This window comes from Sphingomonas sp. Root720, from assembly GCF_001428605.1.
Classification (GTDB): Bacteria; Pseudomonadota; Alphaproteobacteria; order Sphingomonadales; family Sphingomonadaceae; genus Rhizorhabdus.
Map to the genome: position 1 here is coordinate 1 of NZ_LMID01000015.1, position 14786 is coordinate 14786.

Below are 14786 nucleotides of genomic sequence, written 5' to 3' on the forward strand. Positions count from 1 at the left end.
GACTTAGCTTTATACCGAGATATCACGACCTTGAATATCGCAACACCCGGAGCCGCCGCCCACATGTCCCTTCATCTTCCAACAATGTCAAAGAACCGGGACGCCTAATTACCACCCGGAACTGCTGTCCCAGGGAGATCGTAACCGATCCGATAATGAGGCGCGGAAGCGAACCGGAAAAACCAACTCGCCGCCGCCGGTGAGGGGGCCTTCTATGCAGATCCCTACAGGTCGTCAAGCACTTTGTGTCGAGGCCTGAAAATTCTTCGCCGACACACGGAGCGCGCCCGAAAGACCGGGCGAGCGAAGGCCCGCCCGGCCGCGAATCAGTTGTTGCTGTCGGTCAACACCCTCGCCGTCAGCAGCGGGGCGAAGAGCTGGTTGAGAATCGCGACGAACTTGCTGACCGGGTTGGCCGCCGAATTGGCGATGTAGATCAGGTCCTTGTCCCGCATCGGAAAATTCTGGGCGATGATGTAGCTCTCGGGCTTCATCAGGTTGAGCCGGTAGATGACCGGCGGCTCGCCCGCGGCGATCGCGGCGGCGTCATAGCGGAACAGGAACACCGCCTTCGGATCGGCCTGCGCGTCGTTCGGCCCGCCGACCCGCGCCAGCGCCTCGGCCAACGACAGATTCGGCTCCCCGAACGGGACCTGCGACACCCGTGGCGTCGCACCGAAGGCACTGAAGCTGCGCGGCTCGCCGACCAGCTCGATGCGGTCGCCCGGCAACAGGGTGAGATCGTCGCTGCTGCCCGGCCGGACGTCGCCCAGCCGCATCTCGGCGCTCTCGCCGCCGCGCGTGATCCGGATCATCGTGTCGGCGCTGCTGACCTTCGACCCGCCCGCCGTCGCCACGGCGTCGAGCAGCCGTTCCCGCGCCGGGGTCAGCGCTATCCGGCCGGTCCGCATCACGTCGCCGAGCAGATAGACGCTGTTGCCGGGACTATTGACCACCGTCACCATCGCCTGCGGACTCTGCGACTTGCCGTGCAGCGCCTGCTCGATCATCCGCTGGACGTCGTAGGCGGTCGAGCCGGCGACCATCAGCCGCCCGACATAGGGCAGGCGAATCGTGCCGTCGCTGGCGACGGTCACGGCGTTCATCGCCTGCGTGCGGGCCGAATCGGGTTCGGACATGGCGCCCGGGCCTATGCCGCCGCTACTGCCGAAGAGGGTCATGCCGACTTCGTAGATGCTGACCTGCAACACATCGCCGGGGCCGATCCGATCGACCCGGCCGTCGCGCGCCAGGGCCGCGAGCCGGCCGACGGCCCGCCCCGTGGGCTGGACCTGGACCAGCTTCTGGAAGGCCGCCCCGTCGAGGTCGACGACCTGGAATCTGAGCGCGGCGTCGGGGTCCTTGGCACCCCTCATCACCTGGCGGCCGGTCGGGCCGCTCGACGGCAGCGAGGCACAACCCGACAGCAATATGGCAAGCGTCGCCAAGGCGCCGGTCACTCGGAGGCGGGGACTGGAACTGGAAATCATGGGGGTCCCTATAGCGACGATCGAGGCAAATCTATGGCTTGCGCGCAACGAGAAGCGCGGGAGGCACGAGTTCGTCAAGCGTTAATCATCGGAGCGGTTGGGCCGCAAGCTGTGCATCGGCGCATCAAGCGGCGCGCATCTGAAGCCCGTGATGGACTTCGCTCGCCTCGGCCACCGTGTCGTAGAAGGTCAGGTTGCCCCCATAAAGCACCGCCCCGCGCTCGCAATATTGCTGCAGCATGTGCGGATCGTGCGACACCATGACGAGCGTCCCCTCCGCGCGCCGTTTCATCAGTTCCTCGTGCGACCGGCGGCGGAAACGCTCGTCGCCCGCGCCCGTGACCTCGTCGACCAGATAGCAGTCGAAGTTGATCGCCAGCGAGATGCCGAAGGCGAGGCGCCCGGCCATGCCCGACGAATAGGTCCGCACCGGCTGGTGGAAATAGGGCCCGAGCTGCGCGAAGTCCTCGACATAGTCGAGGATCTCCTGCTCTGGCTGACGGTAGATGCGGGCGATGAAGCGGACATTGTCGCTGCCGGTCATCGACGCCTGGAAGGCGCTCGAATAACCGATCGGCCAGCTGGTCGTCATGCTCCGCTCGATCCGCCCGGCGGTCGGATGCTCGACCCCGGCGATCAGCCGCATCAGCGTCGACTTGCCAGCTCCGTTCGCACCGCAGATGCCGATGCTCTCGCCGCGCCCGATCTCGAAGTTCAGATTGCTGAACACCTGCTTCTGGAATTTGCGGATATGGTAGGTCTTCGAAACATTCTCGAAACGGATCATCGAGCGGTCTTCTCCAATCCTCGCCCCGCAACGTACAAAAAGGCTGGACGCTGTATGTCCAGACTGCGATGCCGGTCAGCATAGACGATGCCCGGCCAAACGCAAAACGTCCCCGTCGCAATCGACGCCCGCATGCTGGGTCGCCAAGGTACTGGCGTCGCCACCTACGCCGCCGCGCTCGAAGCGGCGCTGGTCAGGTCGGGGCGCGCGCCCGTGAGAATAGCCGATCGCAGCTGCGGACGGCCGATGGACCGCGCGGCCCGGCCGGCGCGCTGGCTGCGCTGGGCCGATGCGCTGGTCGATCGGCCGCGCACGCTGAAGCTGCGCGACGAGGGGTTTGCCGCCCGCGACATCTTCCGGCTCGCCCAGGTCCATTTCGACCGGCACGGCACGATGCTGCGGCTGCGGGCGCCGGGCCCGCGCGGCCTCGTCCACTGGACCTATCCGCTGCCGATCCGGATCGACGGCTGGATCAACGTCTACACCGTCCATGACGCGATCCCGATCTTCCACCCGTCGCTCAGCCAGATCGACGCCGGCCGCCATCGCCGCCTGCTCGACGCGCTGGCCGCCAGTGCCGAGCATATGCTGACGGTGTCGGAGGCGGCGCGCCGCGACGTCGTCGCCGCGCTCGGCTGCGCTCCCGACGCGATCAGCGCCTGCTCCCCCGGGCTCGACATCGAACCCGCCACGAGCCCCCTGCCCGCGGGCCTGGTCGCTGGCGGCTTCCTGCTTGCCGTCGGCAGCGTCGAGCCTCGCAAGAACCTGCTCCGGCTCGCCGAAGCCCATGCCAGGAGCGGCTTGGCGCTGCCGCTGGTGATCGCCGGCCCCGACGGCTGGCATGCCGACCACATCGCACCGCGCCTCGCCGCCCATCCCGGCGTTATCCGGTTCCCCTATGTCGACCGGCCGACGCTGATCGCGCTGATGGCGGCCGCGCGCGCGCTCCTGTTCCCGACGATCGCCGAGGGCTTCGGCCTGCCGATCGTCGAGGCGATGCAGCTCGGCACGCCGGTGCTGACGTCGCGCGGGGGGGCTACCGAGGAGGTGGCCGGCGGCGCGGCGCTGCTCGCCGACGCGCTGTCGACCGACGAGATCGCCGCGCAGATCGCGCGCCTCGCCGACGACGCCCTAGTCGCGCGATTGCGCGACGCGGGGCTGGCGCGCGGCCGCGCCTTCTCGACGGCGGCCTTCGCCGCCCGCATCGACGCGGTCCATCGCGGGCTGCTCGCGCGACATAGTGGCCAAAGCGCCGCCGACTGATTAGGGGCCGGCGGGCAACGGAACAGACGGATCGGGATGACCAGGCTCACCATCGGGATCGACGGCTTCAACCTCGCCATGCCGCGCGGCACCGGGGTCGCCACCTATGGGCTCGGCCTCGCCGAGGCGGTGGCCGCGCTCGGCCATGCGACGCTGGGCGTCTTCGGCATAGATGTCGGCGACAAGGCGGACAGTCGCGAGTTGCTCTTCTACGACCGGATCGGCAAGGAGCGCGCGCCCGAGAACCGCAAGCAGCATCGCCGCCGCCTGCGCCGCGAGACCTTCCGCTCCTTCCTGCCCGCGCACGGCTATGAGGTGCCGATCACCGACGCGGTCGAGAAACAGGGCTTCGCGGGCCGCCTCCCCCGCTTCGACCGGCTGGTCAGCAGCCCGGCGCTGTTCGACGTCGCCGACCGGCGCCTGCGCCGCGCCGGCAGATTCCTGACCCTGCGCATGCCCGACCCGCCCGCGATCATGCACTGGACCTATCCGGTGCCGGTGCGGTTGGAGGGGGCGCGCAACGTCTACACGTTGCACGACCTGGTGCCGCTCAAGCTCCCCTACACCACGCTCGACAACAAGCAGCATTACCGGCGGCTGATCGAGCTGTGCGTCAGCGAGGGCGACCATATCTGCACCGTCTCGGAGTCGAGCCGCGCGGACATATTGAGCCTGTTCCCCGCCGTCGCGCCCGACAAGGTCACGAACAGCTACCAGACCGCCCCCGTCCCCGCCGACCTGCTCGCGCGCGACCCGGCCGAGGATGCGGCGGTGGTGGAAGGGTTGTTCGGGTTGAGGCGGCGGGGCTATTTCCTGTTCTTCGGCGCGCTCGATCCCAAGAAGAACCTGGCGCGGATCATCGAGGCGCATCTGACCAGCGGCAGCGCCACCCCGCTCGTCATCGTCGGCGCGCGCCATTGGGGGACCGAGCAGGAGGCCCGCATCTTCGGCGACCAGAAAAAGGGCGTCTCGCTCTACGGCGAAGCGGCGGCGAAGGGGCTGGTCCAGCTCGACTACCTGCCGCGCGAGATGCTGCTGCGGCTGGTGCGCGGCGCGAAGGCGGTGATGTTCCCCTCGCTCTACGAGGGCTTCGGCCTGCCCGCGCTGGAGGCGATCCGGCTCGGCACGCCGGTGATCTCCTCGACGATCAGTTCGCTGCCCGAGGTGGTGGGCGACGCGGGGCTGCTCGTCGACCCCTATGACGCCCAGGCGATCGCCGGGGCGATGCGCGCGCTGGACGGCGATCCGGCGATCGCCGCGCGGCTGGCGGCGGCGGCCCCCGCCCAGGCCGCCAAGTTCAGCGACGACGCCTATCGGGCGCGGCTGGCGGCGATGTACGCGAAGATCCTCGCCGACTGATCAGGCGTTGTCGGGCCAGCGCCGCCGCGCCTCGATGCCGTGCGCGTCGAGCGCCTGAAGCTCGGCCAGCAACGGCTCGAGCCGGTCGAGCGGCCAGGCGTTGGGCCCGTCCGATTTCGCGCTGGCGGGATCGGGATGGGTTTCCATGAACAGCCCGGCGATGCCGACCGCGACCGCGCCGCGCGCGAGCACCGGCACATATTCGCGCTGCCCGCCCGAGGAGGCGCCGAGCCCGCCGGGGAGCTGCACCGAATGGGTTGCGTCGAACACGACCGGCGCCCCGGTATCGCGCATGACGACGAGGCCGCGCAGGTCGGTGACGAGATTGTTGTAGCCGAAGGATGTGCCGCGCTCGGTGACGAGGACCGGCGTCTCGACCCCGGCCGCGGCCGCCGCGGCCTCGGCCTTGCGGACGACGTGGACCATGTCGTGGGGCGCCATGAACTGCGCCTTCTTGATGTTGGCGATCCGCCCCGACGCGCCGACCGCCTCGATCAGGTCGGTCTGCCGCGCGAGAAAGGCGGGGGTCTGGAGGATGTCGACGACCTCGGCCGCGGCGCGGACCTGCTCGACGTCGTGGACATCGGTCAGCACCGGCAGGCCGGTCTCGGCGCGGACCTTCTCGAGGATGCGCAGGCCGCCGTCGATCCCCGGCCCGCGGAAGGAGGCGCCCGAGCTGCGGTTGGCCTTGTCGAACGAACTCTTGAACACGACGAACAGGCCGAGCCGGTCGGCGATGCCGCGCAGCGTCTCGGCGACCGACAGCACCAGCGCCTCCGATTCGATCACGCAGGGGCCCGCGATGACGAACAGCGGCGCGTCGAGCCCGACTTCATGTCCCAATATCTTCATCGGCGCTTCTTAGGCGCCGGAACCGGGCGAAGGCAATCAGCCCCGCGCGATCGCGAAGCTGGGCTCGGGGACGAGGTCGGCCGGCTGCTCGGGTCCCTCCTCGAAGCGGCGATGGTCGGCGGGCGAGACGAAATAGCCGCGGCGGACCAGCCAGTCGCCGACGTCGGCGCGCGCGGTCAGCCAGACGGTGACCGGCGCGAGCAGCAGCCCGATCGCCACCGGCAGCGACCAGATGCTGCCGTCGAGGCCGAGCGCGATCGCCGCCATCAGCGCCATGCCGAGCAGCAGGTGCCAGCGGTAGAAGCGCGTCACCTCGCCGAAATCGAGCCCGTCGACCTCGCGCCGCTGCGGCGACCAGCCGCTCTGGCGGCCGCGCAGGATGTCGACGATCGCCATCGACTGGGTCAGCATCATCGCCGGCGCGGTGACGATCGAGGTGAGGATCTCGATCGCGGTGCCCTTGGCGATGCTGCCCCAGCCGCCGAGCTGGCGGACGAGCTCGCGGTCCTGGCCGAGCGCGATCAGCGCGGCGATCTTCGGCCCGAACAGCATCAGGACGGTGAGCCCGAGCAGCCAGCCCGACGAGATCAGCACATAGCCGTCGAAATCGGCGCGGAGCTGCTCGAACATCGCGGCGCCGAGCAGCAGCAGCCAGAGCGGCGAGGTCAGATAGGCCGAGGCGCCCATCAGCAGCTGGAGCCGGCTGACCCAGTGGAAGCCGGCGCCGCTGAGCAGGCGGAGATGCTGGAGATTGCCCTGGCACCAGCGCCGGTCGCGGATCGAATGGTCGATCATCGTCGGCGGGAATTCCTCGTAGCTGCCCTCGGGCATCGACACCATGTGCACCGCCCAGCCGCGCCGCCGCAGCAGCGCCGCCTCGACCATGTCGTGGCTCATGATGTGGCCGCCGAGCAGGCTGTCCTCGGGCAGTTCGGGCAGGCCGCAGCTTTCGGCGAAGGCGCGCACCCGGACGATCGCGTTATGGCCCCAGAAGGTCGCCTCGGTGCCCGACCACCAGCGCAGGCCGGCCGAGGCGACCGGGCCGTAGACCGACGAGGCGAACTGGTGCCAGCGCGCGAACATCGTCTGGCCGTTGATGAGCTGGGGCACCGTCTGGAGCAGGCCGATCGCCGGCCGTGCCTCGATCGCCGAGGCGAGCCGCGCCATCGCCGCGCCGCTCATCAGGCTGTCGGCGTCGAGCACCAGCATATAGTCGTAGGCGCCGCCGAAGCGCCGCACCCAATCGGCGATGTTGCCCGGCTTGCGCGCGGTGTTGCGCGGGCGGCGGCGATACCAGACGTTCGCCTTGCTCGTCTCGCGCAGCCGGCGGAAGGCCAGATATTCGCGGGCATGGTTGCGCTCGTGCGAATCGCTGAGGATGAAGAAGTCGAACCGGCCAGCGCCGCCGACCTGGGCGACCGAATCGGTCATCGATTCGAGCCGGCGGAAGACCGCGCCGACATCCTCGTTGTAGATCGGCATCAGCACCGCGGTGCGCCCCTCGGGCAGCACCAGCCGGCTGCGCGACACCTCCCCCACCGGCCCGCGGCCGAGCAGCACGAACAGGCCGGCGACGGCGTTGAGGAAGCCGAAGGCGATCCAGGCGAACAGCCCGAAGAACAGGGTCGCGAAGCCGAGGTCGATCCAGTCGATTCCGTCGGACTGGAGCGGGGTGAACATCTCCTGCGCGGCGAGCAGGCCGAACAGGAAGCTGCCGACGATCAGGAACAGGCGCCGCTGGAACAGCGGGCCGACCGGCACGATGGGATCGCCCGCGGCGATGTCGGGCATGCGCGACAGATCCTGCACCGGCATGGCGAGCGGTGCCTCGGGCGGAAGATCGCCCTCCCCGCGCGGATCCTGCTCGGGGGCGCCTTCCGCTAAATCCTTGTCAATCCGGTACAATCGTCACGTTCCTGCGTTGATCGGCCGTGGCTCATGCCAGATGCGGCTCCGATAGTTCCTGCCTTTGCGCCGGACCGCCCCAGGCTCCCGACAAATGGCGCCCGACCCCGCACCGTACAAGCCCCGGACCGGCGGCAGCGCCCGTCAGTAGAACTGATGGATGACGGTTTCGCTGAGCGCCCGGCCGTTCCGTTCGAGGGTCGCCCGCAGATTCGCGGGCCGGCTGGAGCGGGTGACGTCGGCGATCATCCGCCAGCGCCCCGGCTGCCCGACCACCGGATAGGCATCGACCGTCAGCAGCCTGCCCTGGTCGATCGACACGGCGGCGGTGACCCCCGATTGCCGGTCGAGCCCCTTGAGCGCGGGCCCCGCGAAATCGACGACGAGGCGGCGGGCATTGGCGATCGGCTCCAGCCCCGGCCGCCCGGCGGTGCCGGTCCAGCGGTCGACGACCCGCGCCGGAGCGATCGCCGGTGCCGGGGACTGGCTCTGGGCCGGGGACTGGGACCCGGCGGGGGGCTCGCCGGGCAGCCAGCGGAGCCGATAGTCGAAGGTGAAGGTCGAGCCGGCGGTCGCGGGGCGATCGGGGGTCCAGAAGGCGACGACATTGTCGTCGGTCTCGCGGTTGGTCGGGATCTCGTAGAGCATCACCGCACCGGGGCCCCAGTCACCCTTCGGCTCGACCCACAGGCTCGGGCGCTTCTCGTAGAAGACGCCGTCGTCCTGATAATGGTCGAAGTTGCGGTCGCGCTGGAGCAGGCCGAACGCGCTGCCGCCCTGCGGATCGGCGAAGACGTTGATCGTCGGGCGCGGCGGGTTGCCGAGCGGGCGCCAGAGCCGCTCGCCCGCGCGGTTGTGGATCAGCAGCCCGTCCGAATCGTGGATTTCGGGACGCCAGTCGGCCCGCGCCTGGGGATTGCCCTCGTCATACCAGAACATGCTGGTCAGCGGCGCGATGCCGAGCCGCTCGACATCGCGGCGCAGCCAGATCGCCGAGGACACGTCCTGGACGACGGCGGCGTCGGTCATGCGGGTGACGAAGCGCCAGGCCCCGACGACGCTCGGGCCCTGGAGCAGCGCGTAGATGGTGAGCCCCGCCCCGGTCCGTTCGAGCCAGAAGCTGGTGAAGGCGGGGAATTCCTCCTTGCCATCGATGCCGGTGTCGATCGCGAGGCCGCGCGCCGACAGGCCATATTGGTGGAGCGTCCCCGCCGAGCGGAAATAGGAGGCGCCGAGGAAGGCGAGCCAGTCGCCGACCCCGCCCTCGTTCATCACCCGGAAGCCCGAGATGCCGCGCAGGACGTGCGGTGCGGACCCCTCGCCGGGGCCGACCTCGAACATGTCCTCGCTATGCTCGATCCGGCGGGCGCGGCCGCGTTCGACGATCGATATGTCGACCGGCACCGGCGCCGCCCGGAGCAGCGGGAACAGCCGCACGCCATAGCCGTCGTCAGCGAAGATCTGCTTTTCGGGGCGGAAGCCGATCCGGTTCGCCGCGTCATAATCATTGGCGAGCGCGCGCGGATCGGGTTTGGGCAGCGGGGTCGCCCGGCTGCGCGCCATCGCGGCGGCATGGCCCTTCAGCCAGTCCCAGGAGAAGGGCTCGCCACCGGCGCCACCCCTACTGCCGCCACCACCGACGCCGGTCCCGCCGGATCGGCGGGGCGCCGCGAGCGCATAGCCCTCGACGGCCATGAAAGCCCCCAGCGCCGCCATTGCCTGCCGTCTGTCGATCATATCGGTCCGCCGTGATTTCGTTTCGCCTACGGTCCACGAGGGACATCGTCCAGACCCCCGGCGCGGGCGAAAGTTCCTATAGCGGCCGAAGCTGAACCCCGCCTGTCGCGGCGACGGGCCCCGGAAAGCCGCCGCGCCGCCGGGGCCGTCGGGGCCGTCGGGGCCGGCGGGCGGGTGATTCGGGCAGGCCAGCGGGCGGGCTATCGGGTTGGCGATCGAAGGGGGCGGCGGACGACCCCGACGCGAGCGCTTTCCCGTTGCATGGGGTTGTGCGTTCGTTTTTTCGCTTTTTTTCTTTTGCCGCCCCCTCCCCCGCGCCGAGAGCGGGGGCAGGCGTCGGTGCAGGCGGGGGCACGGGCGCAGGGGCCGCCCCGGCCTCGAGCGCCATGCGGCGGATCGCGGCGGGGCTGGTCGCGCGCAGGAAGCGGACGACCTCCCCGATCCAGGCCGAGCGCCCGCCATGTTTCCAGGCGTTGCGATTGCCGCGCGGGGCGCCGCTGCCCTTGCCGCCATGCATGCGGCAGCGGGCGCGGCCCTGCACGGCGGGCGAGCGGCACGGCGCGCCGCACCGGGTGCGCGCGCCGCAGCGGGGGGCCTGCGCCAGCGAGGTGGGTTCAGGGACGGCTCGGGGCTCGGGGATGGGGTGGGATGCGGGCGGGGCCGGCGTCATGCGTCGCCGTTGCGGATCGCTTCGCGCTCCCGCGCCCGCAGCAGCGCGCGTTCTGCGCGGGCCAGCGTATCGAGCGACGCGCGGCAGTTGGACTGGGCCCGCAGCGCCAGCCGCACCAGACGCTCCGCCGTCGTCGGCCATTGATCGATATTGGTCGCGGCCTTCCCGATCAGTTCGGCGAACATCACGTCGAGATCGGTCGCCTGCGTCATCAACATCGTCCGCAGGCGGTCCATCGAATCGTCGGGAAGGGTGACGGAAGCTTCGCCATCGGGGGCGCCGGGCGTGCATGTTTCGGTCATCGGATGCCTTTCGAGGGGCGGCGACGGTAGCATGACGCGCCGCGAAAGGCAAGAACATATCAGGAACATGATCCGCGCCCGATCCTTCGAAACGCCGGCGGAACGGCTATTCGCATTGACTTATGTTCGATCTTTGTTCTTTTCTGCGCCAGCCGATTCCCGGCCCCCACCAGCAACGAGGACAAGGGCGATGACCGCCACCAACCGCATTCCCACGCATATCGACTATGGCCACCGCATGGCCGAGATCGCCGCCGAGATGGCCGGCTACCGGCTGGACGAGCTGCGCGACTGGGGGCAGCGCCGCGACGACGGCCGGAACCGGCTGTACCGCGCCTTCCTGCGCAAGGGCTTCGAGGCGGTGAAGATATTGGGGCCGGCGATCGTCGAATGGGAGACCCCGCCGGGGGAGAAGGTGCCCGATGCCGTCCGCACGGCGGGCGATGCCGAGGGGCTCCACGCGCTGACGACGGTGCGCCGGTGGCGGGGCCTGTCGGTCGAGCAGCTCGCGCAGGCGTCGGGCCTGTCGCCCGAGCTGATCGCGGCGATCGAGGCGCACGCGCTGGTCGCGAACGAGATGCACGAGATCGCGCTGGCCAGGGTGCTGAACGTCACCCCGCACGCGATCACCGACTGGCGCATCAAGCCCGCCTGAGGCGATCGTGGCGATCTACCGGGACGGGCTCAAGATCCCGACGCAGATCTGGGAGGCCGCGGCGATGCACCAGGTGGTGATGGTGGCGTGCAACGCCACCGGCTGCCGCAACCGGGCGGTGTTCGATCCGCATGGCCTGTGGGGCGTGTTCTGGAAACGCGGCTGGGACGACAGCTTCGGGGCGGCGGCGCGCCGCTTCTATTGCCGGCCATGCTCGTCGGCGGCGCAGCGGCGGGTGAAGCGCGCCAGCATGACCGCGCTGCCCGTTGCCGCGCCGGTGACGCATCGCTTGCCCGCTCCCGATGAGCGGGCGTGGAAGCGGTTTCTGGAGCGGCATCGGGGGTGAGGGGTGGGAGGGGTTAGTATCGTGTCGCCGAATTATAGGGTCCCCGAACCTGAATTTTCGAGCGTATTAATAGGATCGGCTCCACATCCCTCCATTTCGGACATTCCCCATCTCGACATTCCCCTGCGGCGTGCGAGAGATCGTTACGCCGACAGCGATTCGGTACAGAGCGGGGGGCTCATGGAAGAGGAAGATAATTGCGCGCACTGTGGGGAACGACTGAAGGTCGGCGCCTTCTCCTCGAACCAGTTGCTCGCAAAGCGCAAGGTCGACGTCATCAACCATGTGGAGGGCACGACCCGTACCCATGCGTGTGACAAGTGCGGCACTCAGGCGTATGAGAAGGCATCCCGCAAGGTTGCCAGTGAGCTTACCCGGCTCCAGGAAAACATCAGCGCGGGCCTGTCCTTAATTCCGATCCTCTCCATTCATAGCCCGCCCGGATGGACCTACCGCCCCCTGGAAATCATCACCGCGCAAACGGTCACCGGCACGGGCTTCTTTGCCGAGTTCACCTCGGCCTGGACGGACGCATTCGGCGCGCAGTCGAATGCCTTCACCAAGAAGCTGAGAGCCGGCGAAGATCTTTGCAAGGCAAGCCTGAGGCTTCAGGCGCTGCGTCTTGGTGGCAACGCGATCGTGGCGTCGGATGTCGACTATGGCGAAGTGGGCGGGGTGAAGGCCATGCTGATGGTCTGCATGACAGGCACTGCGGTCGTCGTCGCCGACGAGTGCCTCGACGCAGTTGCGCGGCCCCAACGCGAAATGCTGGCCGCCGCCATCAAGACGCACGCTGCTCTGCAGAAGTTCGGCATCGCGCCGGAGATGTAGGCCGCATATCGGGGGATATTATGCGTTACCAGAATCGAGACATTTCCATAGACGACGATTTCGCGCGCTTCGGTTCGAAAAGCTATGCAATCGACAAGATCAACAGCGTGGATGTGAAAGCCCAACCGCGCAGCGGCTGCCTCTGGATCATACTTGCGTGTATCGCTGCGCTGCTCCTGTTCGCTGCGCTCGGAAATCTCGTCGGATCCGGCGACAAGGGCAGCTTTGGAACAACGCTGGCGATCGCGGTTGCCATCGGCTTCGTCGCCTGGCGCGCCTCGATCCATGCAGCCATCGTCGATTACACGCTGCTGCTCACCACATCGAGTTCGGAGGCGCAGGCCACCCAGACGACCGATGGCGCCGAGGTTGAGAAGATGCGTGCCGCGATCGAGACGGCAATGGTCTCGAAGCGATAAGGCGGTGCGATGCGTACAATATTTTGGAACGTGCGCTACAGGCGCCCACGGGTGGCAACAGTTCCGGGACACAATACTTATCCTTTCCCGAAGATGATCTTGTTCGGTGGCAGCTTGCGCACGAATCTCGCCAGATTTCTGCGAAATCTCGCGAGCGAGCTTCAGATTTAGTATTGTGTCCCCGGAATTCTTGCATCGCAATTTATGCTGTGGCATTGTTCCATGTATGTTCTAATGGGGCGGAATGGCAGACGGCAGCGCTATCGAATGGACCGACGCGACGTGGAATCCGGTAACGGGTTGCACCAAGATCACCGCTGGGTGCGACAATTGCTACGCCGAGCGCTTCTCGGAACGGTGGCGTGGCATTCCTGGTCACCCCTTCGAGCACGGGTTTGACTTGGTCCTAAGACCCGAACGGCTGAGTCAGCCGCTGACGTGGAAGCGTCCCCGGATGATCTTCGTCAACTCGATGAGCGACCTGTTTCACAAGAAGGTGCAATTCGAATTCATCGACCGCGTTTTTGACACCATGGAGAAAGCTGACTGGCACGTCTTCCAAGTGCTGACGAAGCGTAGCTCGCTCATGCGAGACTATTTGAAGCGCCGCTATCGTTACGTGATGCCGCCGGCACATATCTGGCTGGGCGTCTCGGTGGAGGACGGCGAGTCCCATGCGCGGATCGACCATCTCCGCCAAGCGCCTGCGGGCGTGCGGTTCCTCTCGGTCGAGCCATTGATAGGCGCCATCGGCAAAGTCGACCTCTCCGGAATCCACTGGGTGATAGCAGGCGGAGAGAGCGGGCCCGGGGCGCGTCCCATGGCAATCGAATGGGCACGTGAAATCCGCGACCAATGCGCGGAGCAGGGAGTCGCCTTCTTCTTCAAGCAGTGGGGGGGCATCCGACCAAAGTCCGGCGGACGCGAACTCGATGGCCGCGAATGGAACGACCTCCCCGTGGCAGTTGCGTCTCGAGCGGCCTGATGCGACCTGACCTGGCAAATTATTTGGGCCGGGAGCAGGCTTATGTGAAGCATCACTTTCTCGCGGACTATGTCGAACGCTTAGTCTTTAAGGTGGCAAGCGCATATAGGGACGTGGTCTACATCGACGGCTTCAGTGGCCCATGGAAGGACCAGGGGCAGAGCTTCGAGGATACGTCGTTCGGCATCGCACTCGAGGCCCTGCGCAAGGCAAAGGCGGAATGGAAGCGGATCAAGGGCATAGACGTCACGATGACGGCGTTGCTCGTCGAACGCGATTCCGATGCGTATCGCCGGTTGCAGGAGGTCATCTCCCTGTATCCAGACATCCAGATCAGGACCTTCCCTGGCGAGTTCGTCCCGCTGATCGACGACCTAATCAAGGCGATACCGCCGCGTGCCTTCACCTTCGTTCTCATGGACCCGAAGGGTTGGAAGATCGACATGAACGCGGTTGCCCCGCTGATCCGCAGGCCCAACACCGAAGTCGTGCTCAACTTCATGTTCGACTTCATAAATCGGTTCGCGACGATGCAGCAGCAGGCGATTCAGGCAGGGCTCGACGCGCTGCTTCCAGGAACTGACTGGCGGCAACGGATGGCCGAACTCGACGCCGACCCGGCGGAGCGAGGGGCGAACCCACGCAAAGACATTCTAGTGTCGGCCATCAGCGACGTGATTACCCGGCTTGGCCGCTATCCCTACGTCATGGAGACTCCGGTTCTGTATCCCACCAAGGACCGCACCTTCTATTCACTCATCTATGCGACTCGTAGCAACGTAGGGATCGAGGTCTTCCGCGAGTGCCAGCACGATGCCCTCAAGGCACAGGATCAAGTTCGCGATCAACTCAAGTCCAGCAGGCGAGCGGAGGCGACGATGATGGACGACCTATTCGCCGGCACGCCCACTGGCAACGAATTCGCCGCCCGTTGGATTGCCGAGCAGGAGGTGGCTGCTCGTGCTGCTCTGCTGGAAATGATACCAGCGAGTCCGGCCTTCATCCGCTATGGGGAGGTATGGCCGGCCATCATGGCGAAACATGGGGTGCGCGGGCGACGTTTAGCACGCATGGCAGCCGAGATGCGGGCCAGCGGCACGCTGAAATTCCTCGACTGGGCACCCCGCAAGCAGGTGCCTGACGACGATTATAGAATCCAGCGCTAAGATTTCGTTTGCTTTACGA

General features: G+C 67.4%; 15 protein-coding genes. 8 read left to right on the plus strand and 7 right to left on the minus strand.

Annotated elements, in window-relative coordinates; translation table 11 throughout:
• Positions 1-326: 326 nt before the first annotated feature.
• Positions 327-1460: a polysaccharide biosynthesis/export family protein gene (locus ASE22_RS22180; protein ID WP_235537449.1), complete on the minus strand. Its 1134-nt coding sequence runs from the start codon at positions 1458-1460 to the stop codon at positions 327-329.
• A 154-nt stretch (positions 1461-1614) separates the two neighbouring features.
• The gene (locus ASE22_RS22185; protein WP_056364768.1) at positions 1615-2277 is read right to left on the minus strand and encodes an ABC transporter ATP-binding protein; all 663 of its coding nucleotides are present in this window, start codon (positions 2275-2277) and stop codon (positions 1615-1617) included.
• A gap of 132 nt (positions 2278-2409) precedes the next feature.
• Here ASE22_RS22185 and ASE22_RS22190 point away from each other — a divergent pair, with 132 nt between their 5' ends.
• Both ASE22_RS22190 and ASE22_RS22195 read left to right on the plus strand, forming a co-directional pair.
• Positions 2410-3540, plus strand: coding sequence for a glycosyltransferase (locus tag ASE22_RS22190; protein WP_235536319.1), 1131 nt, complete (start codon positions 2410-2412; stop codon positions 3538-3540).
• 36 nt (positions 3541-3576) lie between these two features.
• A complete protein-coding gene (locus tag ASE22_RS22195) occupies positions 3577-4899 on the plus strand; it encodes a glycosyltransferase family 4 protein (protein ID WP_056364773.1) in 1323 nt (440 codons plus the stop codon).
• Here ASE22_RS22195 and kdsA read toward each other — a convergent pair whose 3' ends face one another.
• The 5 genes from kdsA to ASE22_RS22215 form a co-directional block, all read right to left on the minus strand.
• The gene (kdsA, locus tag ASE22_RS22200; protein WP_056364775.1) at positions 4900-5751 is read right to left on the minus strand and encodes a 3-deoxy-8-phosphooctulonate synthase; all 852 of its coding nucleotides are present in this window, start codon (positions 5749-5751) and stop codon (positions 4900-4902) included. It lies immediately after the preceding gene.
• 36 nt (positions 5752-5787) lie between these two features.
• A complete protein-coding gene (gene mdoH, locus ASE22_RS22205; protein WP_056364777.1) occupies positions 5788-7656 on the minus strand; it encodes a glucans biosynthesis glucosyltransferase MdoH in 1869 nt (622 codons plus the stop codon).
• Positions 7657-7800: 144 nt separating this feature from the next.
• Positions 7801-9393 (minus strand): glucan biosynthesis protein, encoded by a 1593-nt coding sequence (locus tag ASE22_RS22210; protein ID WP_235536321.1) that lies wholly within the window; start codon positions 9391-9393, stop codon positions 7801-7803.
• 76 nt (positions 9394-9469) lie between these two features.
• Positions 9470-10063, minus strand: a complete 594-nt coding sequence (locus ASE22_RS28050) for an HGGxSTG domain-containing protein (protein WP_082545576.1) — start codon at positions 10061-10063, stop codon at positions 9470-9472.
• Complete coding sequence (locus ASE22_RS22215) at positions 10060-10299, minus strand: hypothetical protein (RefSeq protein ID WP_235537450.1); 240 nt, start codon at positions 10297-10299, stop codon at positions 10060-10062. The genes ASE22_RS28050 and ASE22_RS22215 overlap by 4 nt, the downstream gene beginning before the upstream one ends.
• A gap of 256 nt (positions 10300-10555) precedes the next feature.
• On the opposite strand from ASE22_RS22215, the gene ASE22_RS22220 reads away from it, so the two are divergent.
• The 6 genes from ASE22_RS22220 (at position 10556) to tcmP (ending at position 14767) form a co-directional block, all read left to right on the plus strand.
• Positions 10556-11020, plus strand: a complete 465-nt coding sequence (locus ASE22_RS22220; protein WP_056364779.1) for a helix-turn-helix domain-containing protein — start codon at positions 10556-10558, stop codon at positions 11018-11020.
• Positions 11021-11027: 7 nt separating this feature from the next.
• Positions 11028-11366: a hypothetical protein gene (locus ASE22_RS22225; RefSeq protein WP_056364781.1), complete on the plus strand. Its 339-nt coding sequence runs from the start codon at positions 11028-11030 to the stop codon at positions 11364-11366.
• Between the two features lie 180 nt (positions 11367-11546).
• The gene (locus ASE22_RS22230) at positions 11547-12197 is read left to right on the plus strand and encodes a heavy metal-binding domain-containing protein (RefSeq protein ID WP_056364786.1); all 651 of its coding nucleotides are present in this window, start codon (positions 11547-11549) and stop codon (positions 12195-12197) included.
• Positions 12198-12217: 20 nt separating this feature from the next.
• Positions 12218-12616 (plus strand): DUF6232 family protein, encoded by a 399-nt coding sequence (locus ASE22_RS22235; protein ID WP_056364788.1) that lies wholly within the window; start codon positions 12218-12220, stop codon positions 12614-12616.
• 244 nt (positions 12617-12860) lie between these two features.
• The gene (locus ASE22_RS22240) at positions 12861-13601 is read left to right on the plus strand and encodes a DUF5131 family protein (RefSeq protein ID WP_056364792.1); all 741 of its coding nucleotides are present in this window, start codon (positions 12861-12863) and stop codon (positions 13599-13601) included.
• Positions 13601-14767, plus strand: coding sequence for a three-Cys-motif partner protein TcmP (gene tcmP, locus ASE22_RS22245; protein ID WP_056364794.1), 1167 nt, complete (start codon positions 13601-13603; stop codon positions 14765-14767). Before ASE22_RS22240 ends, tcmP begins: the two co-directional genes overlap by 1 nt.
• The last annotated feature ends 19 nt before the right edge of the window (positions 14768-14786 follow it).

Excerpts from the sequence above, each read along its gene's own strand:
- ASE22_RS28050 (WP_082545576.1), bottom strand. The coding sequence starts at position 10,063 with ATGACGCCGGCCCCGCCCGCATCCCACCCCATCCCCGAGCCCCGAGCC.
- ASE22_RS22215 (WP_235537450.1), bottom strand. The coding sequence starts at position 10,299 with ATGGACCGCCTGCGGACGATGTTGATGACGCAGGCGACCGATCTCGAC.
- ASE22_RS22235 (WP_056364788.1), top strand. The coding sequence starts at position 12,218 with ATGCGTTACCAGAATCGAGACATTTCCATAGACGACGATTTCGCGCGC.
- ASE22_RS22230 (WP_056364786.1), top strand. The coding sequence starts at position 11,547 with ATGGAAGAGGAAGATAATTGCGCGCACTGTGGGGAACGACTGAAGGTC.
- ASE22_RS22240 (WP_056364792.1), top strand. The coding sequence starts at position 12,861 with ATGGCAGACGGCAGCGCTATCGAATGGACCGACGCGACGTGGAATCCG.
- ASE22_RS22220 (WP_056364779.1), top strand. The coding sequence starts at position 10,556 with ATGACCGCCACCAACCGCATTCCCACGCATATCGACTATGGCCACCGC.
- ASE22_RS22185 (WP_056364768.1), bottom strand. The coding sequence starts at position 2,277 with ATGATCCGTTTCGAGAATGTTTCGAAGACCTACCATATCCGCAAATTC.
- ASE22_RS22190 (WP_235536319.1), top strand. The coding sequence starts at position 2,410 with ATGCTGGGTCGCCAAGGTACTGGCGTCGCCACCTACGCCGCCGCGCTC.
- kdsA (WP_056364775.1), bottom strand. The coding sequence starts at position 5,751 with ATGAAGATATTGGGACATGAAGTCGGGCTCGACGCGCCGCTGTTCGTC.
- tcmP (WP_056364794.1), top strand. The coding sequence starts at position 13,601 with ATGCGACCTGACCTGGCAAATTATTTGGGCCGGGAGCAGGCTTATGTG.
- ASE22_RS22195 (WP_056364773.1), top strand. The coding sequence starts at position 3,577 with ATGACCAGGCTCACCATCGGGATCGACGGCTTCAACCTCGCCATGCCG.
- ASE22_RS22210 (WP_235536321.1), bottom strand. The coding sequence starts at position 9,393 with ATGATCGACAGACGGCAGGCAATGGCGGCGCTGGGGGCTTTCATGGCC.